26 protein-coding genes and 1 tRNA gene are annotated in these 25,779 nt (G+C 45.5%); 1 reads left to right on the forward strand and 26 read right to left on the reverse strand.

All coding sequences use genetic code 11. The features are described 5' to 3' along the window. Positions 1-18: 18 nt before the first annotated feature. From V5G21_RS00950 to V5G21_RS01000, 12 genes are all read right to left on the reverse strand, one after another. On the reverse strand, positions 19-480 hold the full coding sequence (locus V5G21_RS00950; RefSeq protein WP_251225666.1) for a hypothetical protein: 462 nt from the start codon (positions 478-480) through the stop codon (positions 19-21). Between the two features lie 442 nt (positions 481-922). Next, positions 923-1,171 (reverse strand): tyrosine-type recombinase/integrase, encoded by a 249-nt coding sequence (locus tag V5G21_RS21385; protein WP_422397445.1) that lies wholly within the window; start codon positions 1,169-1,171, stop codon positions 923-925. Further along, positions 1,116-1,883 carry a tyrosine-type recombinase/integrase gene (locus V5G21_RS00955; RefSeq protein ID WP_251225665.1) on the reverse strand — a complete coding sequence of 256 codons (768 nt, stop codon included), beginning with the start codon at positions 1,881-1,883 and terminating at the stop codon, positions 1,116-1,118. Before V5G21_RS00955 ends, V5G21_RS21385 begins: the two co-directional genes overlap by 56 nt. 120 nt (positions 1,884-2,003) lie before the next feature. Then, a tRNA-Arg gene (locus V5G21_RS00960) sits at positions 2,004-2,076 on the reverse strand. A 79-nt stretch (positions 2,077-2,155) separates the two neighbouring features. Then, entirely contained in the window at positions 2,156-2,521 is a 366-nt protein-coding gene (locus V5G21_RS00965) for a hypothetical protein (protein WP_011247290.1), read from the reverse strand. A gap of 215 nt (positions 2,522-2,736) precedes the next feature. Then, positions 2,737-3,165 carry a BrxA/BrxB family bacilliredoxin gene (locus V5G21_RS00970; protein WP_011247291.1) on the reverse strand — a complete coding sequence of 143 codons (429 nt, stop codon included), beginning with the start codon at positions 3,163-3,165 and terminating at the stop codon, positions 2,737-2,739. A gap of 114 nt (positions 3,166-3,279) precedes the next feature. Next, positions 3,280-4,524 carry a dihydrolipoamide acetyltransferase family protein gene (locus tag V5G21_RS00975; protein ID WP_212929856.1) on the reverse strand — a complete coding sequence of 415 codons (1,245 nt, stop codon included), beginning with the start codon at positions 4,522-4,524 and terminating at the stop codon, positions 3,280-3,282. 24 nt (positions 4,525-4,548) lie between these two features. Next, positions 4,549-5,532 (reverse strand): alpha-ketoacid dehydrogenase subunit beta, encoded by a 984-nt coding sequence (locus V5G21_RS00980; RefSeq protein ID WP_212929851.1) that lies wholly within the window; start codon positions 5,530-5,532, stop codon positions 4,549-4,551. Beyond that, entirely contained in the window at positions 5,532-6,533 is a 1,002-nt protein-coding gene (locus V5G21_RS00985) for a thiamine pyrophosphate-dependent dehydrogenase E1 component subunit alpha (protein WP_011247294.1), read from the reverse strand. Before V5G21_RS00985 ends, V5G21_RS00980 begins: the two co-directional genes overlap by 1 nt. A 13-nt stretch (positions 6,534-6,546) precedes the next feature. After that, entirely contained in the window at positions 6,547-7,968 is a 1,422-nt protein-coding gene (lpdA, locus tag V5G21_RS00990) for a dihydrolipoyl dehydrogenase (protein ID WP_338465146.1), read from the reverse strand. Between the two features lie 19 nt (positions 7,969-7,987). Continuing rightward, positions 7,988-9,085 carry a Glu/Leu/Phe/Val family dehydrogenase gene (locus V5G21_RS00995; RefSeq protein ID WP_011247296.1) on the reverse strand — a complete coding sequence of 366 codons (1,098 nt, stop codon included), beginning with the start codon at positions 9,083-9,085 and terminating at the stop codon, positions 7,988-7,990. Between the two features lie 156 nt (positions 9,086-9,241). After that, on the reverse strand, positions 9,242-11,215 hold the full coding sequence (locus V5G21_RS01000) for a sigma-54-dependent Fis family transcriptional regulator (RefSeq protein WP_338465148.1): 1,974 nt from the start codon (positions 11,213-11,215) through the stop codon (positions 9,242-9,244). A gap of 168 nt (positions 11,216-11,383) precedes the next feature. On the opposite strand from V5G21_RS01000, the gene V5G21_RS01005 reads away from it, so the two are divergent. Next, complete coding sequence (locus V5G21_RS01005; RefSeq protein WP_011247298.1) at positions 11,384-11,626, forward strand: DUF2627 domain-containing protein; 243 nt, start codon at positions 11,384-11,386, stop codon at positions 11,624-11,626. 17 nt (positions 11,627-11,643) lie between these two features. Here V5G21_RS01005 and V5G21_RS01010 read toward each other — a convergent pair whose 3' ends face one another. The 14 genes from V5G21_RS01010 to accB form a co-directional block, all read right to left on the reverse strand. Continuing rightward, complete coding sequence (locus V5G21_RS01010) at positions 11,644-12,402, reverse strand: hypothetical protein (protein ID WP_035201647.1); 759 nt, start codon at positions 12,400-12,402, stop codon at positions 11,644-11,646. A 251-nt stretch (positions 12,403-12,653) separates the two neighbouring features. Continuing rightward, positions 12,654-13,445, reverse strand: a complete 792-nt coding sequence (spo0A, locus tag V5G21_RS01015; protein WP_011247300.1) for a sporulation transcription factor Spo0A — start codon at positions 13,443-13,445, stop codon at positions 12,654-12,656. A 201-nt stretch (positions 13,446-13,646) separates the two neighbouring features. After that, a complete protein-coding gene (gene spoIVB / locus V5G21_RS01020; protein WP_338465149.1) occupies positions 13,647-14,921 on the reverse strand; it encodes a SpoIVB peptidase in 1,275 nt (424 codons plus the stop codon). A 121-nt stretch (positions 14,922-15,042) separates the two neighbouring features. Then, entirely contained in the window at positions 15,043-16,740 is a 1,698-nt protein-coding gene (gene recN / locus V5G21_RS01025) for a DNA repair protein RecN (RefSeq protein WP_338465150.1), read from the reverse strand. A 16-nt stretch (positions 16,741-16,756) separates the two neighbouring features. Further along, entirely contained in the window at positions 16,757-17,206 is a 450-nt protein-coding gene (gene ahrC, locus V5G21_RS01030) for a transcriptional regulator AhrC/ArgR (protein ID WP_011247303.1), read from the reverse strand. A 212-nt stretch (positions 17,207-17,418) separates the two neighbouring features. Next, positions 17,419-18,231: a TlyA family RNA methyltransferase gene (locus tag V5G21_RS01035; RefSeq protein ID WP_338465152.1), complete on the reverse strand. Its 813-nt coding sequence runs from the start codon at positions 18,229-18,231 to the stop codon at positions 17,419-17,421. Positions 18,232-18,235: 4 nt separating this feature from the next. Beyond that, positions 18,236-20,122, reverse strand: a complete 1,887-nt coding sequence (gene dxs, locus V5G21_RS01040) for a 1-deoxy-D-xylulose-5-phosphate synthase (RefSeq protein WP_063608424.1) — start codon at positions 20,120-20,122, stop codon at positions 18,236-18,238. 263 nt (positions 20,123-20,385) lie between these two features. Beyond that, complete coding sequence (locus V5G21_RS01045) at positions 20,386-21,273, reverse strand: polyprenyl synthetase family protein (RefSeq protein WP_011247306.1); 888 nt, start codon at positions 21,271-21,273, stop codon at positions 20,386-20,388. Next, the gene (gene xseB / locus V5G21_RS01050; RefSeq protein WP_011247307.1) at positions 21,270-21,509 is read right to left on the reverse strand and encodes an exodeoxyribonuclease VII small subunit; all 240 of its coding nucleotides are present in this window, start codon (positions 21,507-21,509) and stop codon (positions 21,270-21,272) included. The genes V5G21_RS01045 and xseB overlap by 4 nt, the downstream gene beginning before the upstream one ends. Beyond that, positions 21,502-22,878, reverse strand: coding sequence for an exodeoxyribonuclease VII large subunit (gene xseA / locus V5G21_RS01055; protein WP_338465153.1), 1,377 nt, complete (start codon positions 22,876-22,878; stop codon positions 21,502-21,504). Before xseA ends, xseB begins: the two co-directional genes overlap by 8 nt. A gap of 17 nt (positions 22,879-22,895) precedes the next feature. Then, on the reverse strand, positions 22,896-23,297 hold the full coding sequence (gene nusB / locus V5G21_RS01060) for a transcription antitermination factor NusB (protein ID WP_095293720.1): 402 nt from the start codon (positions 23,295-23,297) through the stop codon (positions 22,896-22,898). 177 nt (positions 23,298-23,474) lie between these two features. Continuing rightward, the gene (locus tag V5G21_RS01065; RefSeq protein ID WP_011247310.1) at positions 23,475-23,885 is read right to left on the reverse strand and encodes an Asp23/Gls24 family envelope stress response protein; all 411 of its coding nucleotides are present in this window, start codon (positions 23,883-23,885) and stop codon (positions 23,475-23,477) included. A 26-nt stretch (positions 23,886-23,911) separates the two neighbouring features. Next, the gene (accC, locus tag V5G21_RS01070) at positions 23,912-25,261 is read right to left on the reverse strand and encodes an acetyl-CoA carboxylase biotin carboxylase subunit (RefSeq protein ID WP_338465154.1); all 1,350 of its coding nucleotides are present in this window, start codon (positions 25,259-25,261) and stop codon (positions 23,912-23,914) included. A gap of 11 nt (positions 25,262-25,272) precedes the next feature. Continuing rightward, positions 25,273-25,761, reverse strand: coding sequence for an acetyl-CoA carboxylase biotin carboxyl carrier protein (accB, locus tag V5G21_RS01075; RefSeq protein WP_338465155.1), 489 nt, complete (start codon positions 25,759-25,761; stop codon positions 25,273-25,275). Positions 25,762-25,779 lie beyond the last annotated feature (18 nt).

Here is a 25,779-nt window from a genome sequence, read left to right on the forward strand (position 1 = left end):
GGTGGATGCTAAAAATCCTTATTCTTTTACTTGAGTTGAATATTTATCAATTTCTCGCTCGAGTATATAATTAATTGCTTTATAATGATTCAATGGCTCTTTTGCACGCTCAATCAACTTGTCAATATCCATCATCTCAACTAACTGCATATATTGGATATATCTAGGTTCTCTGTCTAGGTTGAATTTATATTGTGCATAAGGACGGCCTGTCTTAACATCGTAATAAATTATTTCATCTTCTTTATTATCTATACCAAAAACCGGTCCTCTCGCAAAAGAAATATCTAATTCTTCATTCTGAAACAAGTATCTTTTTGAATAAATGAAATCGTAAACAGGTTTCATTTCATTGATTACAAGTTTTATTTTCTGAACCAATTCCTTTTTGTAATCACTTATTTCCTGCATTTTCCGCTCGTATTCAGAATGATTGACCTCGGCCTTATTTAGAAATTCTTGCACTTGTTCTTTTAACAAATGTATTACCCCCTAAATGATTATAAAGGTAATATTCGACATGTTTTTTCATTTCCCTGCATCAAATTACACAGGACAAAATAAATAGCTGCCCACAGGAATGAGCAGCTTATTTAAACAAATTATTGATAGCTCTATTAACTGGCCGTCTAATGGCCCGACGTGCAACCCACTTGTGATAAGTACCATTACCGACAGCTTTCGCGTCACCCATAACTCTCAGAATACTAAACAATGCCTTCATCATACTTATCACTCCCTATCTTATTGGTCACTTTTATTATAGCACAAAATAGGGGGATAATCTATAAGTTTACAGAAAATTATTTATTACAGCAATATTTCCCCTGTCGGCTTATCCTTACTATACGATGTTAAACGCAATGATTGTTCCATTCTTGATCTTTTTTTGTTCTTTTCTTTGTCTTTTTTCTTTCCGAACTTATAAATTGTTAATTGGGCTGTACTGCTTGTGCTTGTTCACAACATCAGTACTAAATAACCTAACGTATTTCTTTGTCATGTCTAATGTTGAATGGCCCATTATTTGCATCAAGCTAAATGCATCGCCGCCATTCAAAATATAGAACTTAGCAAATGTATGTCTAAACGTGTGTGGAGAGCATCTAACATTTTTAATCTCTGCCTCTTTGCCGTATGTATGTAGAATGTAACTTGAACCTATTCCTATTTAATAACTGACCGTCTAGGCTGCAAAACAAATATTCACTCATACCATCATGCACACGAATATATTGTTTAAGTTCATTTTTTAGCCGATCAGAAATTGGAACATAACGATTTAGGTTGCTTTTTGTGTTTCTTAGGAATACTCGACCTTCTGCCCTTAGAACATCGTCTACTTTTACAGATAGCGCTTCGCTAATCCTTGCGCCTGTATCCAGCAAGAAAAGCATTAGGTTATAATCCCTCAAGCCCGTAAATGTTTGTCGGTCGGCCTGCTTTAACAATGCTTTTATTTGCGAAGATGTAAATGCATTTATCGCTGGTTCTTTCCCTTTAATCTGCTTCCGGTTCTCTGCTGGATTGTTTAATATGTATTTCATTTCCGCGCAATAAAACATAAACGCCCTAACCGCGCGAATTTTTGCATTGACCCCACCTATGTTATTTCCTCTTTCGTCTCTAAGATAGTTCACAAAGCCATCAAGTAATTCCTTGTCTATTTCCGATACTTTAATAACGCCTTCTTTTTCGCGTACCATAAAGCGCCTGAACAGTGATAGCTCTTTTTGATAATAAACAATGGTACTTTCTCTAGTTCCTGCCCTTCTTCTATCCTCGCAAAAGAACTCAAACGCTTCATCAAATGATTTTTCCTTGATCCTATCAAATGTTTGGAGCGATTGTACAACCTTTTCATCCAACTTGTTTTTTCGCATATAAAAAAAGCCCCTTTCGAGTAGAAAGAGACTTCAAGGCAACGCAAGATTTTTTAGGCTTAATCTCGTGTTGTTCAACCTTGTAAAACGTTTGTAAGTACTGGTATATAAGCATTTTGACGCGCCTAGCAGGATTCGAACCCACAACGCGAGAACCGGAATCTCGTGTGATATCCCATTTCACCATAGGCGCCTATAAGTATTTTAACGACATGTATAAGTATACTTGATTGAGAGGGAGCTGTCAACAATCCAATTCTCCCTCTTTTTTATTATGACAACTTGGCTGCTTCTTCTCCTTCAGCAAACATTTGCTGGAAACGTTCATTAATATCTTCTTCTGTATAGCCTGCTTCGCCTAGTCGTACGCCGAAATTTTTCGCATAGAGCTGCAAGCGCTGGGACATTTTGCTGTATTTTTTTGCTTCTGCTCCCTTTGTCTCTTTGGCGCGCCCGTCAGCATTGGAGATAATATTTTCAACGACAAATAGCGCTTTCCACAATGTAGCCTCGTCCATTCCTTGATGGGCTTTGCTTAATTCATTGATCACTTCTTTGTAGAAGTCTTGAAATTCTTTAAACGAAATTTCCTCATCCATATTTAAATATTGTTGGATTCGTTCATACTGTGCTTGCACTAGAAACACCCCTTTACACTTTGCCATTATAGCATATGCACTGCTTGCTTGCCATCTTAAGTTCATGTTTGCCAAGCGCATTTGAAGCATTGACCTACAGCAAAAATAAGGGCCTTCCCTTGTAAGGAAAGGCCCTATGCACACCGTTTCAGCGTACTCGCTTATGAGTTTTGTATAAGCGTTTTTGCTCGATGTCAAGACTATGCCAAAACGGCTTATTTGCAGTACGTGTCGACTGCCTGTTCTAGCTTCTGCACCACTTCAATTGGCTCATGGCCTTCAATTTCATGGCGCTCAACCATTGTTTGGATTTGGCCGTCTTTTAGCAATGCAAATGAAGGCGAAGATGGTCCATATCCTGTAAAGAACTCACGCGCCCGTGCCGTCGCTTCTTTATCTTGGCCAGCAAATACAGTTACAAAACGATCAGGTTGTGTTTCGTAATTTTTCATATAAGCTGCCGCTGGGCGGGCAATCCCACCTGCGCACCCGCATACGGAATTGACCATCACGAGCGTTGTTCCTTTTTGTGTTAATACCTCTTCGACTTCTTCAGCGGTTTTTAGTTCCGTATAACCAGCGTGAACCATATCATTGCGCGCCTCTTGGACGACGTCATTCATAAAAAAATTAAACTGTTGCATGTTTCGCCCTCCTTTTTGTTCTGACCTTATTGTAAGCTGCTCGCTTTTATTTCACAAGCAATGCGTTTCCGTGGTCCCCATTTTGTAGACTTAAGCTGCCCAGGAACTACTTGGTTAATAAATGGATGTCGAATCCTCGTTCATTTGTTCTAACCGACGTTTCATCGATGCGAGGAACCGGCCGCAAACGAGGCCGTCTAACACACGGTGGTCCAGCGACAAGCACAAGTTGACCATATGGCGAATCGCAATGACGTCGCCTTCTTCCGTTTCGCGGACAACGGGGCGCTTGACAATTGATTCGACTGAAAGGATCGCTGCTTGGGGGCTGTTTATAATGGGCTGTGACAAGATTGATCCAAACGAGCCTGTATTGTTGAGCGTAAACGTTCCTCCTTGCATGTCGGCTCCAGTCAATTTCCCAGTGCGCGCTTTTTTCGCCAATTCATCGGCTTTTTTGGCCAGCCCTTTTATTGTTAACTCATCGGCCTGATGAATAACAGGAACGTACAAAGCATCCTCCGTTGCCACCGCTAACGAAAGATTGATGTCTTTTTTGCGGACGATGGTTGTGCCGTTCCATTGGGCGTTGATTTCTGGAAATTCTTTTAGCGCTTCGACGCATGCTTTCATGAAAAAAGGAAAATACGTTAGCGAAATCCCCTCTTGTTCTTTAAATGCGGCCTTTTTCTTATCACGGAGCTTGACGAGATTGGTTACGTCCACTTCCACCATTGTCCAAGCATGAGGCACTTCCATTTTGCTTTTAACCATGTTTTCAGCAATCGCTTTGCGTACACCTGTGACTGGGATTTCCTGGTCGTGGGCTGCTATTGCTTGAGAAGGTGTGCTGCGAACGGGTTCCTGTTGCTTTGCCTGCGCTGGCGGTTGTTGCGGCTCCGATGTATGGTTGCTAGCGATATAAGCTTCAACGTCTTTCCTTGTAATGCGTCCGCCTCTGCCGCTTCCAGAAATGGTCGTAAGGTCGAGTCCATGTTCTTGGGCCAATCGGACAACAGCTGGCGAATAACGGCTTTTTTGGCTAGGTTCCGCTTTTGTTTGCTCTTTCGCAGGGGGATTAGGATTTTGTTCCGTTTTGATTTCCTTGTTGCTTTCCTCGGCCTCGCTGCTCGCTTCTTCTACAATGGTGCAAATGTCAACGCCGACAGCAACTGTTTCATTTTCGTCAACAAGCAACTGTTCAATCGTACCTGTATAGGAGGAAGGAATTTCTGCGCTCACTTTATCCGTTAACACTTCAGCAATCGGCTCATACTTTTGGACGGTGTCGCCTGGTCCAACTAGCCACCTGCTGATCGTCCCTTCCGTTACGCTTTCGCCTAATTGAGGCATCGTCATTTTTGTCGCCACGGTTCTACCTCCTTAAAACTCAGCAAGTTTGCGGATCGCACGCTCCACTTTATCAGGGTTAATCATAAATTCTTTTTCTAGCGTAGGCGCATAAGGCATGGCTGGGATGTCAGGCCCGGCCAGACGCTCAATTGGCGCATCTAAATCAAATAGGCAATGTTCCGCAATAATAGCGGCTACTTCACCAAGGACACTGCCCTCTTTATTGTCTTCTGTGATAAGCAAGACTTTTCCTGTTTTGCTTGCTGCTGCTTTAATCGCTTCCTGGTCAAGCGGATAAACAGTGCGCAAATCGAGAATATGGGTCGAAATTCCATCTTTTTCTAGTCTTTCAGCCGCTTGCAAGGCGAAATGGACAGCCAATCCATACGTAATGACCGTCACATCGTCTCCTTCCCGTTTTACATCAGCTTTGCCAATTGGCAACGTGTATTCCTTTTCAGGCACTTCGCCTTTAATTAATCGGTAAGCCCGTTTATGTTCTAAAAACAATACTGGATCATCGAGTTGAATCGACGCTTTCAAAAGACCTTTGACATCGTAAGGAGTCGAAGGCATCACCACTTTCAGCCCTGGCGTACTTGAAAACAGTGCTTCAATGCTTTGCGAATGGTAAAGGGCGCCGTGAATGCCGCCACCATAAGGAGCACGAATCGTCACCGGGCATGACCAATCATTGTTGGAGCGGTAACGGATTTTGGCTGCTTCCGAAATAATTTGGTTAAAAGCTGGCATAATAAAATCAGCAAACTGCATTTCTGCGACTGGCCGCATGCCGTACATGGCTGCGCCAATTGCCACACCAGCGATCGCTGATTCCGCAAGGGGCGTGTCAATGACGCGTTCTTCACCGAAGCGTTCATATAACCCTTTTGTCGCCCGGAAAACGCCGCCGCGTTTGCCGACATCTTCCCCAAGCACAAATACGCGTTTATCTTTTTCCATTTCCTCTTCGAGTGCTCTTGTGACAGCCTCTATATAGGACATTACGGCCATTAGTTTGCCTCCTCGCTATACACATGCAAATAAGCGGTTTCCGGGGCAGCATAAGCAGCCTTTTCCGCATAATCAGTTGCTTCGTCGACGATTTGTTTCACTTCTTCTTCCAACGTTTCCATTCCAGTGGCATCGATTGTTCCTGACTCTAATAAATAGGTTGCAAATGTGGCAAGCGGGTCTTTTTCTTTTGCTTTTGCCACTTCTTCCCGTGAGCGATAAGCGCGGTCATCGTCATCGCTTGAATGAGGTGTCAAGCGGTAAGAAACGGTTTCGATCAAAGAAGGTCCTTCCCCACGCCGTGCCCTGTCCGCTGCTGTTTTGACTGCTTCATATACGGCAAGAGGGTCGTTGCCGTCCACCGTTACCCCTGGCATCCCGTAGCCTACTGCCCGGTCTGCGACATGCTCGCATGCTAATTGCTTTTCAATTGGGACGCTAATGGCGTATTTGTTGTTTTCACACATAAAAATGACAGGAAGTTTATGGACGCCGGCAAAGTTGGCCCCTTCATGAAAGTCACCTTGGTTAGACGATCCTTCGCCAAACGTTGTCAACGTGACGAAATTCTTGCCCTCTAGCCTGCCCGCAAGTGAGATCCCGACCGCATGGGGGACTTGTGTGGTCACGGGAGAAGAACCAGTGACGATCCGGTTTTTCTTCTGACCGAAATGCCCTGGCATTTGCCGGCCGCCGGAACTTGGATCTTCCGCTTTCGCAAAGCCAGAAAGCATCAAATCTCTCGCTGACATGCCAAATGCCAGCACCACGCCCATATCGCGATAGTACGGGAGAACGTAATCAACATCGCGATTTAAGGCAAAGGCAGCGCCGACTTGGGCCGCTTCTTGACCTTGGCAGGAAATGACGAATGGGATTTTACCGGCCCGATTTAAGAGCCACATCCGCTCATCAATTCGTCTTGCAAGCAACATCGTTTTGTACATTTCCACCACTTCAGCATCGCTTAATCCAAGCGTTTCATGTTTTTTGTTCGTCATCTTCCCATCCCCTCTACTTATGGATTGCATACCCATCAACTGCCAGCGCCGCTTCGCCGATCGCTTCTGCTAAAGTCGGGTGCGGGTGTACGGTTTCTGCTAGCTCAAAGTCCGCTGCATCAAGGAATTTTGCAAGCGCCGCTTCACTAATTAAATCCGTTGCGTGCGTGCCAATAATATGGACGCCTAATAAATCGCTTGTGTCTTTATCGGCAATCAATTTGACAAAACCGCCTGCCTCGCCATGAATGAGAGCTTTGCCGTTCGCTGCGAATGGAAAAGTGCCAACTTTTACGGCATGGCCTGCTTCTTTCGCCTGTATTTCCGTCATCCCCACTTGTGCGGCTTCAGGAAAACTGTACACACATGAAGGAACAGCAAGCGGATCAACTGGTTCGACCTGTTTGCCAATGATATGGGAAACAGCGGCAATGCCTTCATGGGCAGCGACATGGGCAAGCTGCAAACCGCCGACACAGTCGCCAACGGCATAAATGTGTGATTCCTTTGTTTGCCCATATTCATTTACAGCAATGCAGCCATGTGCCAAGGCGATGTCTGTATTGTCAATGCCAATGTCAGAGACATTGGCGACACGGCCGATGGCGACAAGCATTTTATCTGCTTCAATGGTATGTTCTTCTTGATTTTGGTGCACAGTCGCCTTTATGCCTGAACTTGTCGTGGCCACCGTTTGTTCATCTAATTGGGCGTTCGTATAAAACACGACCCCTCGCGCTTTCAGCTGTTTTTCCATTTCTGCCGCTACCGCTTGATCTGCTGTTGGCAAAATCGTTTCACTTGCTTCGACAACGGTGACGCTGACGCCAAAGTCAACAAGCATTGAAGCCCATTCAATCCCAATCACACCGCCGCCAACAATCACCATCGACGCGGGTAGCTCTTTTAGCTGCAAAACGTCATCGGAGCTTAAAATTTGTTTGCCATCAAAGGGTGTATGCGGAAGTGGTCTTGGTACCGACCCTGTTGCCAAAATGACATTTTTGCCAATAAGCATTTGATTGTCGCCATTAGCCAAATCAACTGATATGGTGCCTGGACTCGGCGAAAAAATCGATGGCCCGAGCATCCGCCCTCTTCCTTCGTACACATCGATTTTCCCTTTTGACATTAACGCCTTTACCCCTTGCGCTAAACGATCAACAATCTCTTGTTTCCGTTTTTGCGCACCGGCAAAATCAAATGCGACTGGTCCCGTTGCGACGCCAAACACGCTTGCTTCTTTGGCGGTGCGCAGCACTTCCGCGCTTCTTAGCAATGCTTTACTTGGGATGCAGCCTTTATGCAAGCATGTGCCTCCTAGCAATGCTTGTTCCACGAGCGCTGTTTTCAACCCTTCTTGGGCGGCGCGAATTGCGCTCACATAGCCGCCAATGCCGCCTCCGACAATGACAAGGTCGTAGTTTTCCGCCATTTAGCCCACCTCTTCCTGCTTACTTTTTCCTCGAAAGGATGTGATGCTCATTTTGCAAAAACGTCCCTCTTGCATAACGGACCCGCTCGATCCGCTGCTCGGCCATACGGTCAGCCGCTTGAAACGTAGGGATATTTTCTTCCTTGGCAATTTCAAACACACGGGCGACATTATCATAAATGCCCTCGACTTTTTTAAATGCCCGGTCACGATTATATCCGTTTAGCTCATCCGCTACATTAATGACGCCGCCAGCATTAATAACGTAATCAGGAGCATATACGATCCCCATTTCTTGCAGGCGAACACCATGCTTTTCTTCTTTAAGCTGATTGTTAGCAGCACCGGCAATGACTGATGCCTTCAGCTTGGCAAGGGAATCATCGTTAATGACGCCTCCAAGGGCGCATGGCGCGAAAATATCGCATTTGATGCTGTAAATCTCAGTTGGATCAACGGCAGTAGCACCAAAATCGGCAACAGCCCTCTCTACAGACGGTTTATGAATATCGGTTACAATCAGCTCAGCTCCATCTTTATGGAGGTATTTGCAGAGATTGTAAGCAACATTGCCTACTCCTTGGACTGCTATCGTCTTCCCAGCTAAGTCCTCAGAACCAAACCCTTCTTTCGCTGCCGCTTTCATCCCTACATAAACACCATAAGCGGTCACTGGAGAAGGATTTCCCGAAGCGCCAAATGCCGGCGAAATCCCGGTCACATAGTCTGTTTCCTGATGGATCATATCCATATCTTCAACGGTCGTGCCCACATCCTCAGCTGTAATGTAACGGCCATTAAGCCCTTGGATATAGCGGCCAAACGCCCGGAACATTTCCTCATTTTTATCTGAGCGTGGATCGCCAATAATCACAGCTTTTCCTCCGCCCAAATTCAGCCCAGCAGCGGCGTTTTTATACGTCATCCCTCTAGCCAGACGGAGCACATCTTCAATCGCTTCCTCTTCCGTGGCGTATTTCCACATTCTTGTTCCCCCTAACGCAGGCCCAAGTGTGGTGTCATGAATCGCAATGATTGCTTTTAATCCTGACGTTTTATCTTGACACACGACTACTTGTTCGTAATCGCGCTCTACCATCTTTGCAAATAATTCCATGTTTTGGTCCCCCTTCACTCAAGCTATGGCTCTATTGCCGCTTGGTCCTTAAACAAACATGCAAAAGATATGCCAATCTTTTAGGGATAAAAATACCTAACATTGGCTGCTATTTCCTGCACGTTTTTGCAGGCATGCATATTTTTGCAGGCAAAATTATGCGAGGTTGTATTTTTCAAGCTTGTAATAGAGCGAGCGAATGGAAATCCCAAGTAGTTTCGCCGCTTCTGTCTTTACACCATCTACTTCAGCAAGCGTACGTAGCAAATGTTCCTTTTCTTTTTCAGCTAAAAACGCCTGAAGTTGTTTTGGAGCTGTAGCATCGCTTTCTTCCCTTTTGCCTGACTGGCCAAATTCCTGGGGCAGCGAGACATCTGTTAATTCTGTCGCGCCAAGGTCCATGTAAATCATCGAACGGGCGAGGACATTTTCAAGTTCGCGAACATTCCCCGGCCAATAATACCCTTCAAAACGGGAAAGAACAAGTTTTGAAATCGACTGGATGTTATGGCCATAATCTAAATTTAACTTTCTAAGAAGATGGTCAATTAACGCAGGCAAATCACTTAGCCGCTCACGCAAAGGGGGAATCCGGATTGGCAATTTATTCAGCCGGTAATACAAATCTTCTCGAAATCGTCTTTCACGAATTGCTCCCTCTAAATCGACATTTGTGGCAGCGATAACACGGACATGGATAGGAATGGGCTTTGTGCCACCGACCCGGACGATTTCCTGTTCTTGTAAAACACGCAGCAGTTTGGCTTGTGTATTAGGAGACATTTCTCCAATTTCGTCTAAAAAAATGCTGCCATGCTCTGCTTCTTCAAACAACCCTTTCTTCCCAGACTTTAATGCTCCTGAGAAAGCACCTTGTTCATAGCCAAACAGCTCTGACTCAAGCAGCGTCTCAGTCAATGCTGCACAATTTACGCGAACAAATGGCTGCCCTTTCCGTTCGCTTTCGTTATGTATCGCATGGGCAAACAATTCTTTCCCTGTACCTGTTTCCCCTAACAGCAAAATAGGAAACGACGTTTTCGCGCCGCGCTTTGCTTGTTCAATCGCAAAGGCCATTTCTTTCGAAGTGCCGACAATTTCGGAAAAGGAATAGGTCGCCTCCAATGTTGCCAGCCGTTTTTGTGCATGTTGTAACTGGGACGATAGGCGATTCAATTCAGACACATCATGGATGACACCGATGCTTCCTTTCAGTTCGCCATCAACAACTACAGGGGCTACATTCACGATGACATCTTTTTTATGGGGCCCTAATTTCAACCGTGCCCCACGGACAGGTTTTTTCGTCCGCAACACTTGCATATGGATGCTTTCCCCTTCAGAGATGTCAGCTGTTGCCGGCTGACCGATTATTTGATCGCTGTCAAGCCCAGTCAGCTTTGTATAAGCGGGATTAACCATTAAGCCTGTCCCGTTCTCATCAACGACTGAAATCGCATCGTTGGATGAATTTATGATTGCTTCGAGCATCGTTTGAATGCTACGCAAGTCCGTGACTTGCTCGGCCAATTGCGTCGCTTCCGTCACATCTTTAAAGACTGCAATTGCGCCGCTACACGCGCCGCCAAAAATAAGGGGCACACGCGTCGTGACAATAACCGTGCCATTATCAAATTCATGCAATTGGTTATACTCCGGTTGTTGTGTTTCGATCACCCGTGGTAAGCCGCTCGAAGGCAAAAGTGTTTGAATTGGCTTGCCAATTGCTTTAGCAAGTTCAACGCCAGCCATATGTGCTGCGGCTTCATTCATAAATTGAACTTGGGCAAAACGATTGACAACAATCATCCCGTCTTGAATCGCATGAATTGCTTTTTTCATGAGCAAGTCGTCTTTGATTGCTTCCAGCACTTTTTCCCACGCCATTTGGAACGTCCATCTTTTTACACAGAATGAATCCCAGCGCGGATCATCGCTAATAGCAACGTCGGCTGGTTGTATCCCTTCTTGTGCATCAGGGTAACAAGGCAGTCGATGCTTTTTGGCAAGCACTTGAATCGGGGCATCATTTGATATTACTGCGATTGACGTAAACAATTCTAATTGCAAAAGCACGGCTAGCAACTGTTTTGATTCATTGCCAGAGCCTACAAAAATCGCGCTGTTCACTCTATCACCCCAAAATTAGGACTTGGTCATATACGCTGCTATTAGTTCTTTAAGTATCGTACAATTACGCCCAGGATGCAACTAATACATGTACTTTTTTGGCAAACTCCTTTACAATAGAGAAAGAATACTCCAGAAACAAAGCGACTTTTTGAAAGTTGGGATATCATGGGCAGAGTGATCGCTTTATGCATATTGCTTATTCCGATTATCGGCGCTGGCTATGGAATCAAGCTAATGCGCGACGCCTTTTTCTTTATTCAACAACCGCCTTATCCGGCCATTTGGGTTCAGTTTTTGGCAGGATTGCTCTTTTTTGCGTTAGGGATGTGGTTTTTGGCCGGTTTTATTTTTCACCGTGATAAAAAACGAGGAAAAGTCACTCGTTCATTTACGCGAAAAAAAGCATAGCGAGCTCGTTATGCTTTTTATTCATGCTTGTTTATTCCTAATTCGCCCATCCAGCGAAAAACACCTATTCTGCTAGGCAGTTGTGTCAACGGTATATACGCCAAAAATATGGATACGGCTAAACAAGCAAATTGCAGTGTCAAAGAATGGGTAGATATGGCCCAAATCGCCGCCATGCTTCCGAGCAACAACGCCCCGCTTGTACCAAAACAAGCTTCACGTTCTCCCTCCATTACAAAAGCAATATAAAACACAGTGACAACGTATAATACGTCGGCGAATTGAGGCGTCTCGATGACGAAAAAGACAACAACAAGAAAACAGAAGCTGGCTTTCCATAAGAAAAGTGGATGTTTGTTCATTTTTTGTCCGGTGTAAGGAAGCATCACCAACAACGCAATTGCAATGAGCCAATGCCAGAAGCTAGCCATGCTTGTCATCTGCCAAGCGAACAACATAGCGGCTAAAATCCCAAGAAGAATTAGTGGATCATTCCAAACGAAAACGTTTCTCGTGATATCGGTGCTCTTGCGCCAATCATAATAAAAACCAATTGCCCAAACAAGCGTGGCGTACGCTAACGGCAAATAAGAAAAAAAGGCCACCGACCCCGCTAGTTGGCTGCATAAAGCAGCATAGCTAAATAATATAAAAGCCCCTAGGCTAAATGGCATTTTCCTTTTGCCACCGCTGTCTGATAATGCCCATCCAGCATCAGCAAAACCAATATTCAGGGCAATGGAAAGGAGCGGCAATAATAAAAACAATGTAATCATTTAGGATCGACACGCTTTAATGGACGAACGTCTTTCGCACACAACCATTGATTGCCCGCATTAGCTCGTTCTGCCTTTGTACTTAATGGGTTCTTTCGATTTGTCCTTTCCGACAATAGGGGAAAGAACATCTTCCTTTTTGTAAGTGTCATAGCCACCACCTCTCCTTTAGTATGGGCCCATTCGTTCTTTTTACGCAAAAAAACCAAGACACTTCGGCTTAAGCGCTTGGTTTCTTGCCTATTCAAGTTTCAACTCACCTTATGTTCAATCCGTAGCTTGTCAGCAACCATTGCAATAAATTCAGAGTTGGTTGGTTTGGCCTTTGACTGGCTTACTGTATAGCCAAATAAATTTGAAATGGAGTCAATGTTTCCTCTGCTCCACGCAACTTCAATCGCATGGCGGATAGCCCGTTCGACTCGGCTCGCTGTCGTGTTGAATTTCTTAGCGATGTCCGGATAAAGCACTTTTGTGATCGAGCCAAGAAGTTCAATGTCTTTATAAACCATCGTAATCGCTTCACGCAAATACATGTACCCTTTTATATGCGCTGGAACACCAATTTCATGAATGATGCTTGTAATGCTCGCATCCAAGTTGATTTGCCTGTCTTCAGGGCGATGAGCAGTATGAAACGACAAAGAGGATGTTCTTGTCCGCTTCGCTTTTTTGCTGCCGCCTATCTCCCTGATCTTCTCCATTAACGCATCCATATCAAACGGTTTTAATACATAATAGGAAGCGCCAAAATCGACGGCTCTTTTCGTTACATCTTCTTGGCCAAAAGCAGTCAACATGATAATTTGTGGCTTTTTCTCCCGTTGACTTAAACGTTCCAGCACAGCTAGCCCATCCAAATGGGGCATAATGATGTCAAGCAGTAGTACATCTGGCATTTTTTCTTCTACAACCGTTAAACATTCTTGCCCATTAAAGGCCGTTCCGATTACTTCCATATCTGGTTGAGCACCTACATATTCACTCAATAAATGGACTAATTCGCGGTTATCATCTGCAATGCAGACTGTAACGTTGCTCATCTCGTTTTCCCCCAATTCCTTTTGGTGTATGTAATCGATTCGACAAGGATGGCTGCAATCCTTTAAATAATTTAAAATAGACCGTATTCTCCTAAAATCCCATTTGTTCGACATAAATTGTCCAGTACCATTGTATCAAAGAATGGCGCACAAAAAATAGGAATAAAAGGATTTTACACGAAAAGAAGCTAAAACGAGTAATTAACTCGCTTTAGCTTCAAGCAATCCTGTATGAATGCCGGCTTCTTCCAGCATCCAACCAATGTGGCAGCCATAACCGCTTGTCGGGTCATTGACAAATACATGCGTTACTGCGCCAATCAATTTGCCGTCTTGAATAATCGGGCTCCCGCTCATCCCCTGCACAATGCCGCCTGTCTCTTGCAACAATTTTTTATCGGTCACTTTAATGACCATTCCCTTTGTCGCAGGCCCATTTTGAGCCACGCTGCTGACGATTTCAACATCAAACTGTTCGACTTCTTCCCCTTCGAGAACGGTTAGGATTTTGGCAGGCCCTTCTTTCACTTCATCTGCTGTGGTAATTGCCATCGGTTCGTCATACAAGCCATTTTTCATCTTCGCTTTTTGATCCAGTTGCCCAAATACGCCAAAAGAACTGTTTTTGCTAATGGTGCCAAGAATGTCTTGGTCTTTCGCAATGCTCGCCAACTTTTCGCCAGGTTCGCCATGGAGCCCTTTTGAGATCGATGTGACAGAAGAGCGCATAATTTGCCCATCGTGAACCGAAATCGGCTTACGGGTGTCGACGTCCGAAATCACATGGCCCAGCGCCCCATATTTCATGCTTTGTGGTTCATAAAAAGTCATTGTCCCAACACCCGCTGCAGAATCACGAATATAGAGGCCTAAACGGTACAAATGGTCGCCTTTTGCTCTTTCTGGTTTAAGAACCGTTTTAATTGGTTTTTCATTGCGGAGTACTTCTATCGTCAGTTCTTTGTTTGCTTCCCCGGCATCTTGAACAAGCTTAGCCACTTCATTCATTGAGTGCATTTTGATGCCGTTGATTTTCGTAATCCGGTCACCCACTTCAATTCCAGCAAATTCCCCAGGTGATTTTTGTCCCTTTGCCGTTTCAATCAAATGGTGGCCAACGACTAAGACGCCTTCCGTGTTTAGTTTGACGCCAATCGACTGACCGCCAGGAATCACTTTTATGCTCGGTAAAACAGAAACGTCAATCGCTTTAACTGGCCACGGGCCAGCCTTTACAAGAACTTCTTCGCTGCCAGGCGATTTGCCATGCAAATAAGTGCGGTTATCTTGTTCCTTAATAACAACATGGCCTTTAGCAGTTGCGCCAGCCATTTCAATAACAGCATTGCTTCCTTCAAATATGGTCAGGTCAACAGGCGTATTGACAAATTGCCTTATTTGTGGTGAAAAACCTAGCCCTACCACACATAAAAAAAGCAAGACGCCAATTACATATCGTACACCCTCTTTTCTCAAACGTTTCACTCCTCGCTCCCAACCCACACCTCCATGCTGGCTGTACTATTAATGTTGCCTCCTACGGCCATATTTATAACCATGCAAAAGAGAAAAAAGCCACCCAAAATGGGTAGCTTTTCTACATTTTTTTTGTTTGAGCAAGCGCGAGCAATTCTTCTGCATTTTTCCTGGTCAAATCTGTCACTTCGACGCCAGAAAGCATCCGTGCCAGTTCGTCCACTTTTTCGTTTTCATTTAAAACCTTGACGCTTGTGAACACGCGGTTATCGGTTTCGGTTTTGGAAATATACAAATGGTGGTCAGCTAATGCTGCCACTTGTGGCAAATGAGAAATACATAACACTTGTGAGCCAGCAGATATTCGTTGGATTTTTTCACCTATCGCCTGGGCGACTCTGCCACTCACGCCCGTATCCACTTCATCAAAGATGACAGAGGTCATTCCTTCTTTTGCGGAAAAAACAGACTTCAGCGCTAGCATAATCCGCGACAATTCCCCTCCAGAAGCGACTTTCGCAAGAGGTTTTAACGGTTCACCTGGATTCGCCGAAATCATAAATTCGATTCGGTCTTGGCCTAACCTTCTTAAACTGGAGAGATCTCCTTTATTTGGATAAGGCTCAATCGCTACTTGAAATTGCGCTTTTTCCATATACAGGTCTTGCAACTGTTTTTCAATCGCTTCCATCAATTCAGCTGCTGCCGCCTTGCGCAAATCAGTTAATGCTTCCGCTTCAAGCAACAAGTCCTCTACAAGGGCGTCGCGTTTTTCGGTTAAATTCGCTAACCGGTCATCCTTATGTTCTATCGCTTCCAGCTCTTCCTCAATCGTGGCGGCATATTCCAATATCGTTTCAACCGAATCACCATATTTGCGTTTCAACTTGTCGATTTCAGCAAGCCTCGTTTCAATAAACGCAAGTGTTTCGGGATCAAAATCAATTGCTTCAATCGCTTCACGAATCGCATACGTACCTTCTTCAAGCATATAGTAGCTTGAAGACATTTGTTCATATAAAGGCGCTAATTCCTTGTCAATCGAGGCAGCAGTTTCTAAGTGGGAAAGCATGCCGCTCATGTAATCCAGGCCTCGTTCCTCGCCGTACATATGTTCATAACTACGGGTTAAGGCCTCATAAAGCTTCTCACTATTGGCTAGTTTATAACGTTTAGCCAGCAACTCTTCGTCTTCTCCTGGCGTTAACTTCGCTTGTTCGATTTCTTGTAGTTGATACGCATACAAATCGGCTTTTCTTGCCATTTCTTGCGAATTTTGATTTAAACTGTTGATCCGGTCCGTCATTTTTTGGACTTCATTAAACAACCTTGTATACTCAGCACGCGTTTTTTTTAAGGCCTCGCCACCGAAACTGTCTAATAGTTCAACATGTTCTTCGATCCGCATTAATGACTGGTGCTCATGCTGGCCGTGCATATCGATTAATGTCTGCCCGACTTCCCGCAACATGCCAATCGTTGTCAGCTTGCCATTTATCCGGCAAATGCTTTTTCCAGCGTCTGTAATATCACGCCGGAGAATGAGCATTCCTTCTTCGCATTCAACGCCAATTGGGTCGAGTTTTTTTAGAGCCGGGTGGTTCTCGCCAATCGCAAACAAGCCTTCAATTTCGGCTCGTTTTTCGCCAAAGCGGACAAACTCGGCTGACCCTCTCCCGCCTAACAATAATGCGATTGCATCGATGATAATGGACTTGCCTGCGCCCGTCTCCCCAGTCAACACGGTCAACCCTTTTTCAAAAGGGACTGTTAAAGAGCGGATAATGGCAAAATTTTTTATCGACAGTTCCATTAACATCCTCTCGCCACCTTCCTCAAAGCATATTCAAGAACCGTTCTGTTACAACTTGTCCATCTCGCTCGGTACGGCAAATAATTAAAATCGTGTCATCTCCACAAATCGTCCCCATTAATTCGTTCCAATCCAAATTATCAATTAGAACAGCGATGGCGTTCGCATTGCCTGGCATCGCCTTCATGACGACAAGGTTGCCTGTACGATCAATACTAATAAAACTGTCGGTTAAAATTCGCTTCAGCTTTTGCTGTGGGTTGAATTTTTGGTCTGCAGGCAGGCTATATTTATAACGCCCGTCTTGCAACGGTACTTTTACTAAATGAAGTTCTTTGATATCACGAGAAACCGTGGCTTGCGTGACATTGTAGCCATCGCTTTTTAGCCGATCCACTAAGTCATCCTGTGTTTCAATTTCATAATTGGTAATGATTTCCCGTATTTTAATATGGCGTTGCCCTTTATTCATGCCCTCACCTTACCTCAAATTAAATTCAATTTTTGCAACGAACAACGTCTTTTTTATATTATCTACGGTTTGCCCGCTTTCGGCAAGATTGATACACTTGCTTATCTACAAAAAAAGAAGGCCGCATGCCGCTGCCTTCTCCAAGATATCCAGCATGGCGGCCGGTTGGCAAGCTTGCCCGTTCTGCTGCCAGCTTGGCTTTCCTTTGTTTTTTAATGGTTTTTTAAACGTTGGGAGGACTCAACGACTTGGCGAATGACTCCCTCTTGTATATCCATGCGCCCACTGCCTTTTTGCAAATGGATTAAAAATTCGATGTTGCCTTCACCGCCCGTAATGGGCGAATAGCTTAAATTAACAACATCAAATCCAATCGAACAGCTAAAAGCGGCGATGCTTTCAATCACTTGTTCATGAATAGCCGGGTCGCGGACAATCCCTTTTTTCCCAACTTGGTCCTTCCCTGCCTCAAACTGCGGCTTTATAAGGGCGCATACATCCCCGCCGGTAGCGATAATTGCAAAAAGCGGCGACAACATTAAACGCAAAGAAATAAAGGACACATCGATCGTCGCAAACTGGGGAATGCCGTTGCCAAAATCACTAGGTACAGCGTGGCGGAAATTCATCCTTTCCATCACCGTCACACGTTCGTCCTGACGAATTTTCCAAGCAAGCTGGTTATAGCCAACATCAACGGCATACATATGCTCCGCTCCATGCTGCAAGGCGCAGTCAGTAAAACCGCCAGTGGACGCGCCAATGTCAAGGCCGACTTTTCCGGCGATAGGAAAATCGAACGTCTGCAGCGCTTTTTCCAGCTTTAATCCGCCCCGGCTCACGTAAGGCATTTGTTCTCCTTTAATACGCAGCGGCGTATCAACGGCTACTTTCATGCCCGGCTTGTCAAGCCTCTCGGAGTCACTATAGACAAGCCCGGCCATGATCGTTCGTTTTGCTTTTTCCCTTGTCTCACATAGTCCCCTTTCAACGAGGAGAACATCAAGGCGTTCTTTCACTGCCATTCGCTTAGGCCCTCTTCCGCTTTTGCGGCAACATGCTAATGAGCGTGTCGGCAATCCGCTCTGGCGTTAATCCAACTTCTTGATAGAGCTCACTTACGCTCCCATGCTCAACAAAATAATCAGGAATGCCCATTCGCTTCAATTCCACGTGCATGCCTTTCTCATTGTAAAATTCAAGTACGGCACTGCCAAAGCCGCCTTGAAGGACAGATTCCTCAATGGTCAGCAGGGGCAGCTCTTCTTCAGCAAGCGCTTCAAGCAATTTCTCGTCAAGTGGTTTAACAGAGTTCGCATTAATGAGACGAATGCTATAGCCTGCTTGTTTTAATTGCGCCAGCGCTTTTTCTGCCACTGGGATCATCGTGCCAAAAGTGAGAATAGCGGCATCTGTGCCTTCTTGGAGCACATTCCATTTGCCAATTGGCAGCCTTGAAAGGCTAGCGTCCATTTTCACGCCTGTGCCATTTCCACGGGGATAGCGGATCGCAATTGGGCCGTCGTCGTAGCAAATGCCTGTATAGAGCATATGCTGGAACTCGTTTTCATCTTTTGGGTTTAAAATCGTTATATTTGGCAATGACCGCAAAAACGCAATATCGAATACACCTTGGTGTGTTTCCCCATCAGCACCAACAAGGCCAGCACGATCAATCGCAATAAGCACATTTAAGTTTTGCCGGCAAATGTCATGGACGACTTGGTCATAGCCACGTTGCAAAAAGGTTGAGTAGACAGCATAAACAGGCTTCATTCCTTGTGTCGCAAGGCCAGCCGACATCGTGGCTGCATGTTGCTCAGCAATGCCGACATCAAACATGCGATCAGGAAACTCCTCAGCAAACAAGTCGAGCTTTGAGCCTCCTGGCATGGCTGGCGTAATCGCTACAACCCGTTCATCTTCGCGGGCAATTCGTTTTAATGTGTTTGCAAAAACGCTCGGATAGCTTGGCGGTCCTGGCTTTTTCACCATTTCACCGCTTTCCATCTTGTACGGCCCTGTCCCGTGCCAAGCTCCTGTCGCATCTTCTTCTGCTGGTTTATAGCCTTTGCCTTTTTTCGTTAGCACGTGCACCAATACTGGTCCTGATGTTTTTTTCGCATAGCTTAGCTGGTGTTTTAAGTCGTCTAAGTCATGCCCGTCTACAGGCCCTAAATAAGTGAACCCCATTTCTTCAAAAAACATGCCTGATACCATTAAATACTTTAAGCTATCCTTTAATCGTTCGGCCGTATCTGCAAGTTTCCCGCCAAAGGCTGGGATTTTGCGGATAATCGTTTCCAAGTCCTCTTTTGCTTTTTGGTATTTCCCAGCCGTACGCAAGCGGCCAAGAATGCTGTGCAATGCGCCGACATTAGGTGCAATTGACATTTCATTGTCATTTAAGACAACAATTAAATGTTTCTGTTCATGGCCAATATGGTTTAATGCTTCCAGAGCCATGCCCCCTGTAAGGGCACCGTCGCCTATAATCGCCACAATGTTTTCATTGGTGCCTTTTAAATCCCGGGCTGTCGCCATTCCCATTGCTCCTGACAAAGAAGTGGAGCTATGTCCCGTCTCCCAAACATCATGCTCGCTCTCCGTACGTTTTGGAAACCCGCATAAGCCTTTGTATTGGCGGAGTGTGTCAAATTGAGGTGCGCGCCCAGTCAAAATTTTATGCACATATGCTTGGTGGCCTACGTCCCATAGCAACTTATCTTTCGGGCTGTCAAAAAGCTGGTGGAGCGCAAGTGTCAACTCAACTACCCCTAAGTTCGGTCCAATATGGCCGCCTGTCGCCGAGAGTTTTTCGATCAAAAAACGACGTATGTCCGCAGCCAGCTCTTCCAATTGTTTATTCGAATAGTTCTTTAAAAAGCTCGGGTCTTGGATTTCTTCAAGGTTCATCGCTGAAACCCCCATTTTCTGTTCTGCTTCTCTCCTACAAATCAATCGCTGTTACCGGAGAATGAGTCTTGTCTTTGTTTAGGCAATTATAACAAAAAGATGGACGGAAAGAACAGCAATAACCTACGATCGCTGTTCATAAAAAAACCAACCGGCTCCAGGTTGGTTCAGACTGCAGGCAAACGCTCCCATACGTCGTCGTTTGCCCCGTTGTATAAGCCGTTCGATCTTCCTTCCAGCTTTCTCTTTTCCCTGTTTGGTGTTTAATGGTCACGTGTAACGATGTACTTAGCCAAATCCTCAAGCAACGTCCCCCGCAAATGAAGCTCATCGAGTACTTGTAAAGCCCGATCATAATGAGTGTGAAGCATTGTTTTCGCTCCATCAAGGCCAAGAAGCCCTGGATAAGTGCTTTTATTATTGACAGCGTCACTGCCAACAGGCTTACCGATGGCGATTGAATCGCCTTCTACATCAAGAATGTCGTCCTTAATTTGGAATAATAACCCAATCTCCTGTCCGAATTCGTTTAATTTGCTCCGTTCCTCGTTTGACACCCCGGCAATAAGCGCTCCTGCTTCGATTGAAAAAGCCAACAATTCGCCCGTTTTGCGCTTATGAACATTGGCAAGCTGTTCAACGGTAAGCTGTTTTCCTTCCGCAAACATGTCCGCAAGCTGCCCGCCAACCATGCCGCTAGCGCCAGCCGCTTTAGAGAGAGCAGCAATGATCGAAACTTTTGTTTTTGCCGAAAGGGGAGCGTCGGCATTGGCAATCAAGGCGAAACTTTGTGTCAATAGAGCGTCGCCTGCAAGAATCGCTGTTGCTTCTCCGAATACTTTATGATTCGTTGGCTGGCCCCGGCGTAAGTCATCGTCATCCATCGCAGGCAAATCGTCGTGAACGAGAGAATAGGTATGTACCATTTCAATTGCGCACGCTGTGTCGAGGCCATGTAAAATCGGTTGGTTATATGCCTCCAACACAGCCAACAACAACACAGGACGCACTCGTTTGCCGCCTGCTTCGAGTGAGTAAAGCATCGCTTCCTTTAACCGGTGCTCAGCCTCTAACTCCCGCACGTATTCAGGCAACTTTTTGTCGACAAGCTGCCTAGCCTCTTCTAAGAACGTTTGGAACAATGCGCTCACTCGTTTGCCTCCTCTTCTAAATTCGCTTCAACCAGTTCCCCATCCTCATGCATAATTTGGTCAAGCTGCTTCTCGACTTTCAGTAATTTTTCATGACAGCTTTGCGATAAGTCCATGCCTTCCTTAAACATATCAATTGCTTGTTCGAGAGGGACATTGCCTTCCTCTAGTTTTTCCACGAGCCATTCCAACTGCCTCATGGCCTCCTCAAACGGCAAATCCTTTGTTTCAGCCATTTGATTCACCTCCATTTTTCATTTCTCGTTTCCCCACTACTTGGCAGTGTAAGTTTCCATCTGCCAGTTTCACTACGATATCGTCTTCTATCTCCACGTCTTTTGCCGTCTTTACTAACGCCTCGTCTTTGTAAACGAGCGAATAGCCTCTGTCCATTACTGCTAGCGGGCTTAAGAGCTGAAGTTGTTGGATTACGGCAGACAGGCTTTGCCGTTTCCTTTGCGTCTCTGCCGCCATTGCTCGAACGAGACGGGCATGGTTTTGCCGTCGTTCTTTTTGCAATTGGCTCACCCGGGTAGCAGGATGTTGACGAAGAATGGCTTGGTTCATATGTTTAAACGCCAGTGTCTTTTGCTCCAATTTTATTTGTATGGCCCGGTTTAACCGTTCCATTAGCCCGTCAAGTTGCTGTTCTTTTTGGTGGACGAGCTGGACAGGGTAACGAAACGCATAGGAGCGTTTCAGCCGCTCTAGCTCTCTCCGTCTTGTTTTCACTTGCTCGACAAGCGAACGTTCTAGCCGCTTTTTCAAATGGCCGATATGCTCCATTAGTTCACGGGCATCAGGCACTGCAAATTCTGCTGCCGCCGTAGGAGTGGGAGCCCGTCTGTCAGCTGCAAAATCGCTGATCGTAAAGTCTGTTTCATGGCCGACAGCCGAAATAACAGGAACAGCGGCTTCTGCAATCGCCCGAGCCACCATTTCTTCGTTGAAAGCCCACAACTCTTCAATCGAGCCACCGCCCCTGGCGACAATGACGACATCAAATATATTGGCCATGCTTGCCTGTTCCAGCGCGCGGCTAATGGAAAGGGGCGCTCCTTCTCCTTGGACCAGTACAGGAAAAAGCGTCACGCGTATTTGCGGATAGCGCCGTTTTAATGTCGTCATCATATCACGGATCACAGCACCAGTTGGCGACGTAATAATCGCAATATGCGTTGGAAAACGGGGAATCGGGCGCTTACGTTCCTCGGCAAATAGCCCTTCTGCCTCAAGCGCTTTCTTTAAACGCTCGTACTCGGCAAACAAACTGCCGATGCCGTCAGGCTGCATTTCTTTGGCGTAAAATTGGTACTGCCCATATGGCTCGTACACATTGATTTCACCGCGAATGAGCACATTCATGCCATTCTCAGGCTTAAAACGGAGGAAGCGGTTATAGCCAGCAAACATGACAGCTTGCATTCTCGATCCTTCATCCTTGATTGTAAAATACATATGGCCCCGCGTATGCTGTTTAAAATTGGAAAGTTCGCCGCGTATCCATATTTCAGGCAAATGGGGATCGTCTTCTAACAATTGCTTAATGTAACGTGTCGCTTCGCTTACTGTCCAAGCTTCAGCGACACCAGCATTTCCAGCCATCCCACGAGCCTCCTAATTTATTTGTTTTTCATTGCCATATCATATGAATTGGACAATACCCCATTGATAAAACGCCCCGCATCAGTCCCGCCAAATGCTTTTGCAAGCTCAATTGCTTCATTCAACGTTACATTTACAGGGATATCGTCTAAATACAACATCTCAAACAGCCCCATGCGGGCGATTGCCCGGTCAACGTGGCCCAGTCGGTCAAGCGTATACCCCTTTAAATTTTCGCTTAAATACCCGTCAATTTCATCTTGGTGTTCAAGCGTCCCATAGACAAGCGTATTGTAAAATTCGCTCGGTTCTTCTTCATCATTTAGCGTATTTTCGATCGCTTTGTCCACGTTGATATCAATTAAAGTCAGCTGGTAGAGTGTTTGCACAGCTCGCAGCCTTGCTACACGTCGGTTCATAATTAACTCCTTTATGATTTGTCTTGTTTAGTATAGCGCAAATCAGCGGCGACGTAAAAACAGAAAAAACCGGCAGTAGCCGGTTTTTCAGACTGTAGACAAACGCTCGCATACGTTGTGGTTGACAAGCGTTTTCTATTAGCCTGATCAAGTTTTTCGAATCAAGTCTCAAGGCGCTTATTCGTAGTCGTTATCCACTGAGTTTTGTGCTTCTGGGGACTCAAAGTAAACACCGACGACATGGACATTGATTTGATTTAAGCGAATCGCCGTCATTGTTTCCAGCGCTTGTTGAATATTAAGCTGGATTAATTTGGCTACTTCCGGCACAGCCGCGCCATAGGAAATAATAATGGATACGTCGACAATAATGCCTTCTTCCGTTAGTTCGACTTTAACGCCTTTTCCATGGTTCTTTCTCCCGAGGCGTTCGGCTACATCAGCAGCAAAGTTGCCTCTTAGGGCAGCCACACCTTCCACTTCCTGTGTCGCGATCCCGGCAATCACTTCAATGACTTCTGGAGAGATTTCGACTTTCCCAAGCCCGCCTTTTTGCTCGTCAAGTTCTAACAGTTGGTGGTCTTCCATGTTTAAACGCCCCTTTGCTTATTTTTTTATGGCATCACATCATGTTCTTCAACAAACTTCGTATTAAAATCGCCAGAAACAAACACCTCATGGTTTAGAAGCTGGAGATGGAACGGAATCGTTGTATCAACACCGCTAATTTCAAATTCAGACAACGCCCGTCTCATCCGGGCAATGGCCTCCTCCCGAGTAGCGCCATGCACGATTACTTTGGCGATCATCGAGTCATAAAATGGCGAGATGACGCAGCCTGGGTAAGCAGCTGAATCAACGCGGACGCCAAGTCCACCAGGAGCAAGGTAGTCAACGATTTTTCCTGGAGATGGCATAAAGTTCTTTTCTGGATTTTCAGCGTTAATGCGGCATTCGATTGACCACCCATTATACGTGACATCGTCTTGCGTCAACGACAACTTTTCATTGTCTGCGATGCGGATTTGTTCTTTAATCAAATCAACACCGGTGACCATCTCCGTCACAGGATGCTCAACTTGAATGCGCGTATTCATTTCCATGAAATAAAAATCGCCCGTATTGTGGTCATAAATAAATTCAACTGTACCAGCTCCAGAGTATTGAACGGCCCTTGCCGCTTCTACGGCCGCGCGCCCCATTTCTTGACGCTTTTCCTCTGTAATTGCAGGAGAAGGGCTTTCTTCAAGCAATTTTTGCAAACGGCGCTGAATCGAACAATCGCGCTCGCCTAAATGGATAACATTGCCGTGGTTATCGGCAAGCACTTGGATTTCAACATGCCTGAAATCTTCAATATACTTTTCTAAATAAACGCCAGGATTGCCAAAGGCCGTCTCTGCTTCTTGCTGTGTCACTTTTATGCCCGATTCTAATTCTTTCTCATTGCGGGCGACACGGATCCCTTTACCGCCTCCGCCGGCCGTTGCTTTAATAATAACAGGGTAGCCAATATCGCGGGCAATTTGTTTTGCATCTTCAATTGTTTCCACAATTCCATTTGACCCAGGTACGATTGGCACGCCAGCTTTCGCCATTGTTTCCCTCGCAACATCTTTTGTTCCCATCCGGCTTATCGCTGTCGGGCTTGGGCCAATAAAGGTAATGTTACAGTCTGCGCAAATTTCCGCGAAATCGGCGTTTTCCGCTAAAAAGCCATAGCCAGGATGAATCGCGTCCGTTTCCGTTAATGTCGCCACGCTCATTAAGTTTGTGAAATTCAAGTAGCTTTTGGCAGACTCCGTTGGCCCAATACAAAATGCTTGGTCTGCAAGTTGGACGTGTAATGAATCAGCATCTGCTTCAGAAAAAACGGCCACTGTTTCAATGCCGAGCTCCTTACACGCGCGAATGACCCGAACGGCAATTTCGCCGCGGTTTGCTATTAAAATTCGTTTGATCATCGTTATCGCCCCTACTTATTCCGTTCAACAACCATCAGCGGCTGTCCATACTCAACAAGTTCACCGTTTTCTGCCACAATCTCCACAATTTTCCCTTTTGTATCGGCAACAATCGGGTTCATTAGTTTCATTGCTTCAACGATGCAGACAACCGTGTCTTCCTCAACGCTATCGCCTGTGCGCACATACGGATCAGCATCAGGAGATGGCGCAGCATAAAACGTCCCTACCATCGGCGACGTAACTGTAAACAAATCCCGGCCATCTGCATCGGCTTCTGGCTCTTTGCTTTCAACTATTTCTTCCGGCAGCGCCACTGGTGCTGGCGCTGCAGCAGGCGCTTTTTGTACAGCGGCTGTCGGCTGTTCGAGCGGCACTGCAACTTGACCATTGTTTTTCTTTAATACAAGTTTGCCATTTTCTTGCTCCAGTTCAAGTTCCTCAAGAGAAGAGGAATCAAGTGCTTCTATTAGACTTTTAATTTCTTCAACTTTAAACATCTTGTAGCAGCTCCTTTT

Source organism: Shouchella rhizosphaerae (assembly GCF_036700015.1).
Taxonomy (GTDB): domain Bacteria; phylum Bacillota; class Bacilli; order Bacillales; family Bacillaceae_D; genus Shouchella; species Shouchella rhizosphaerae.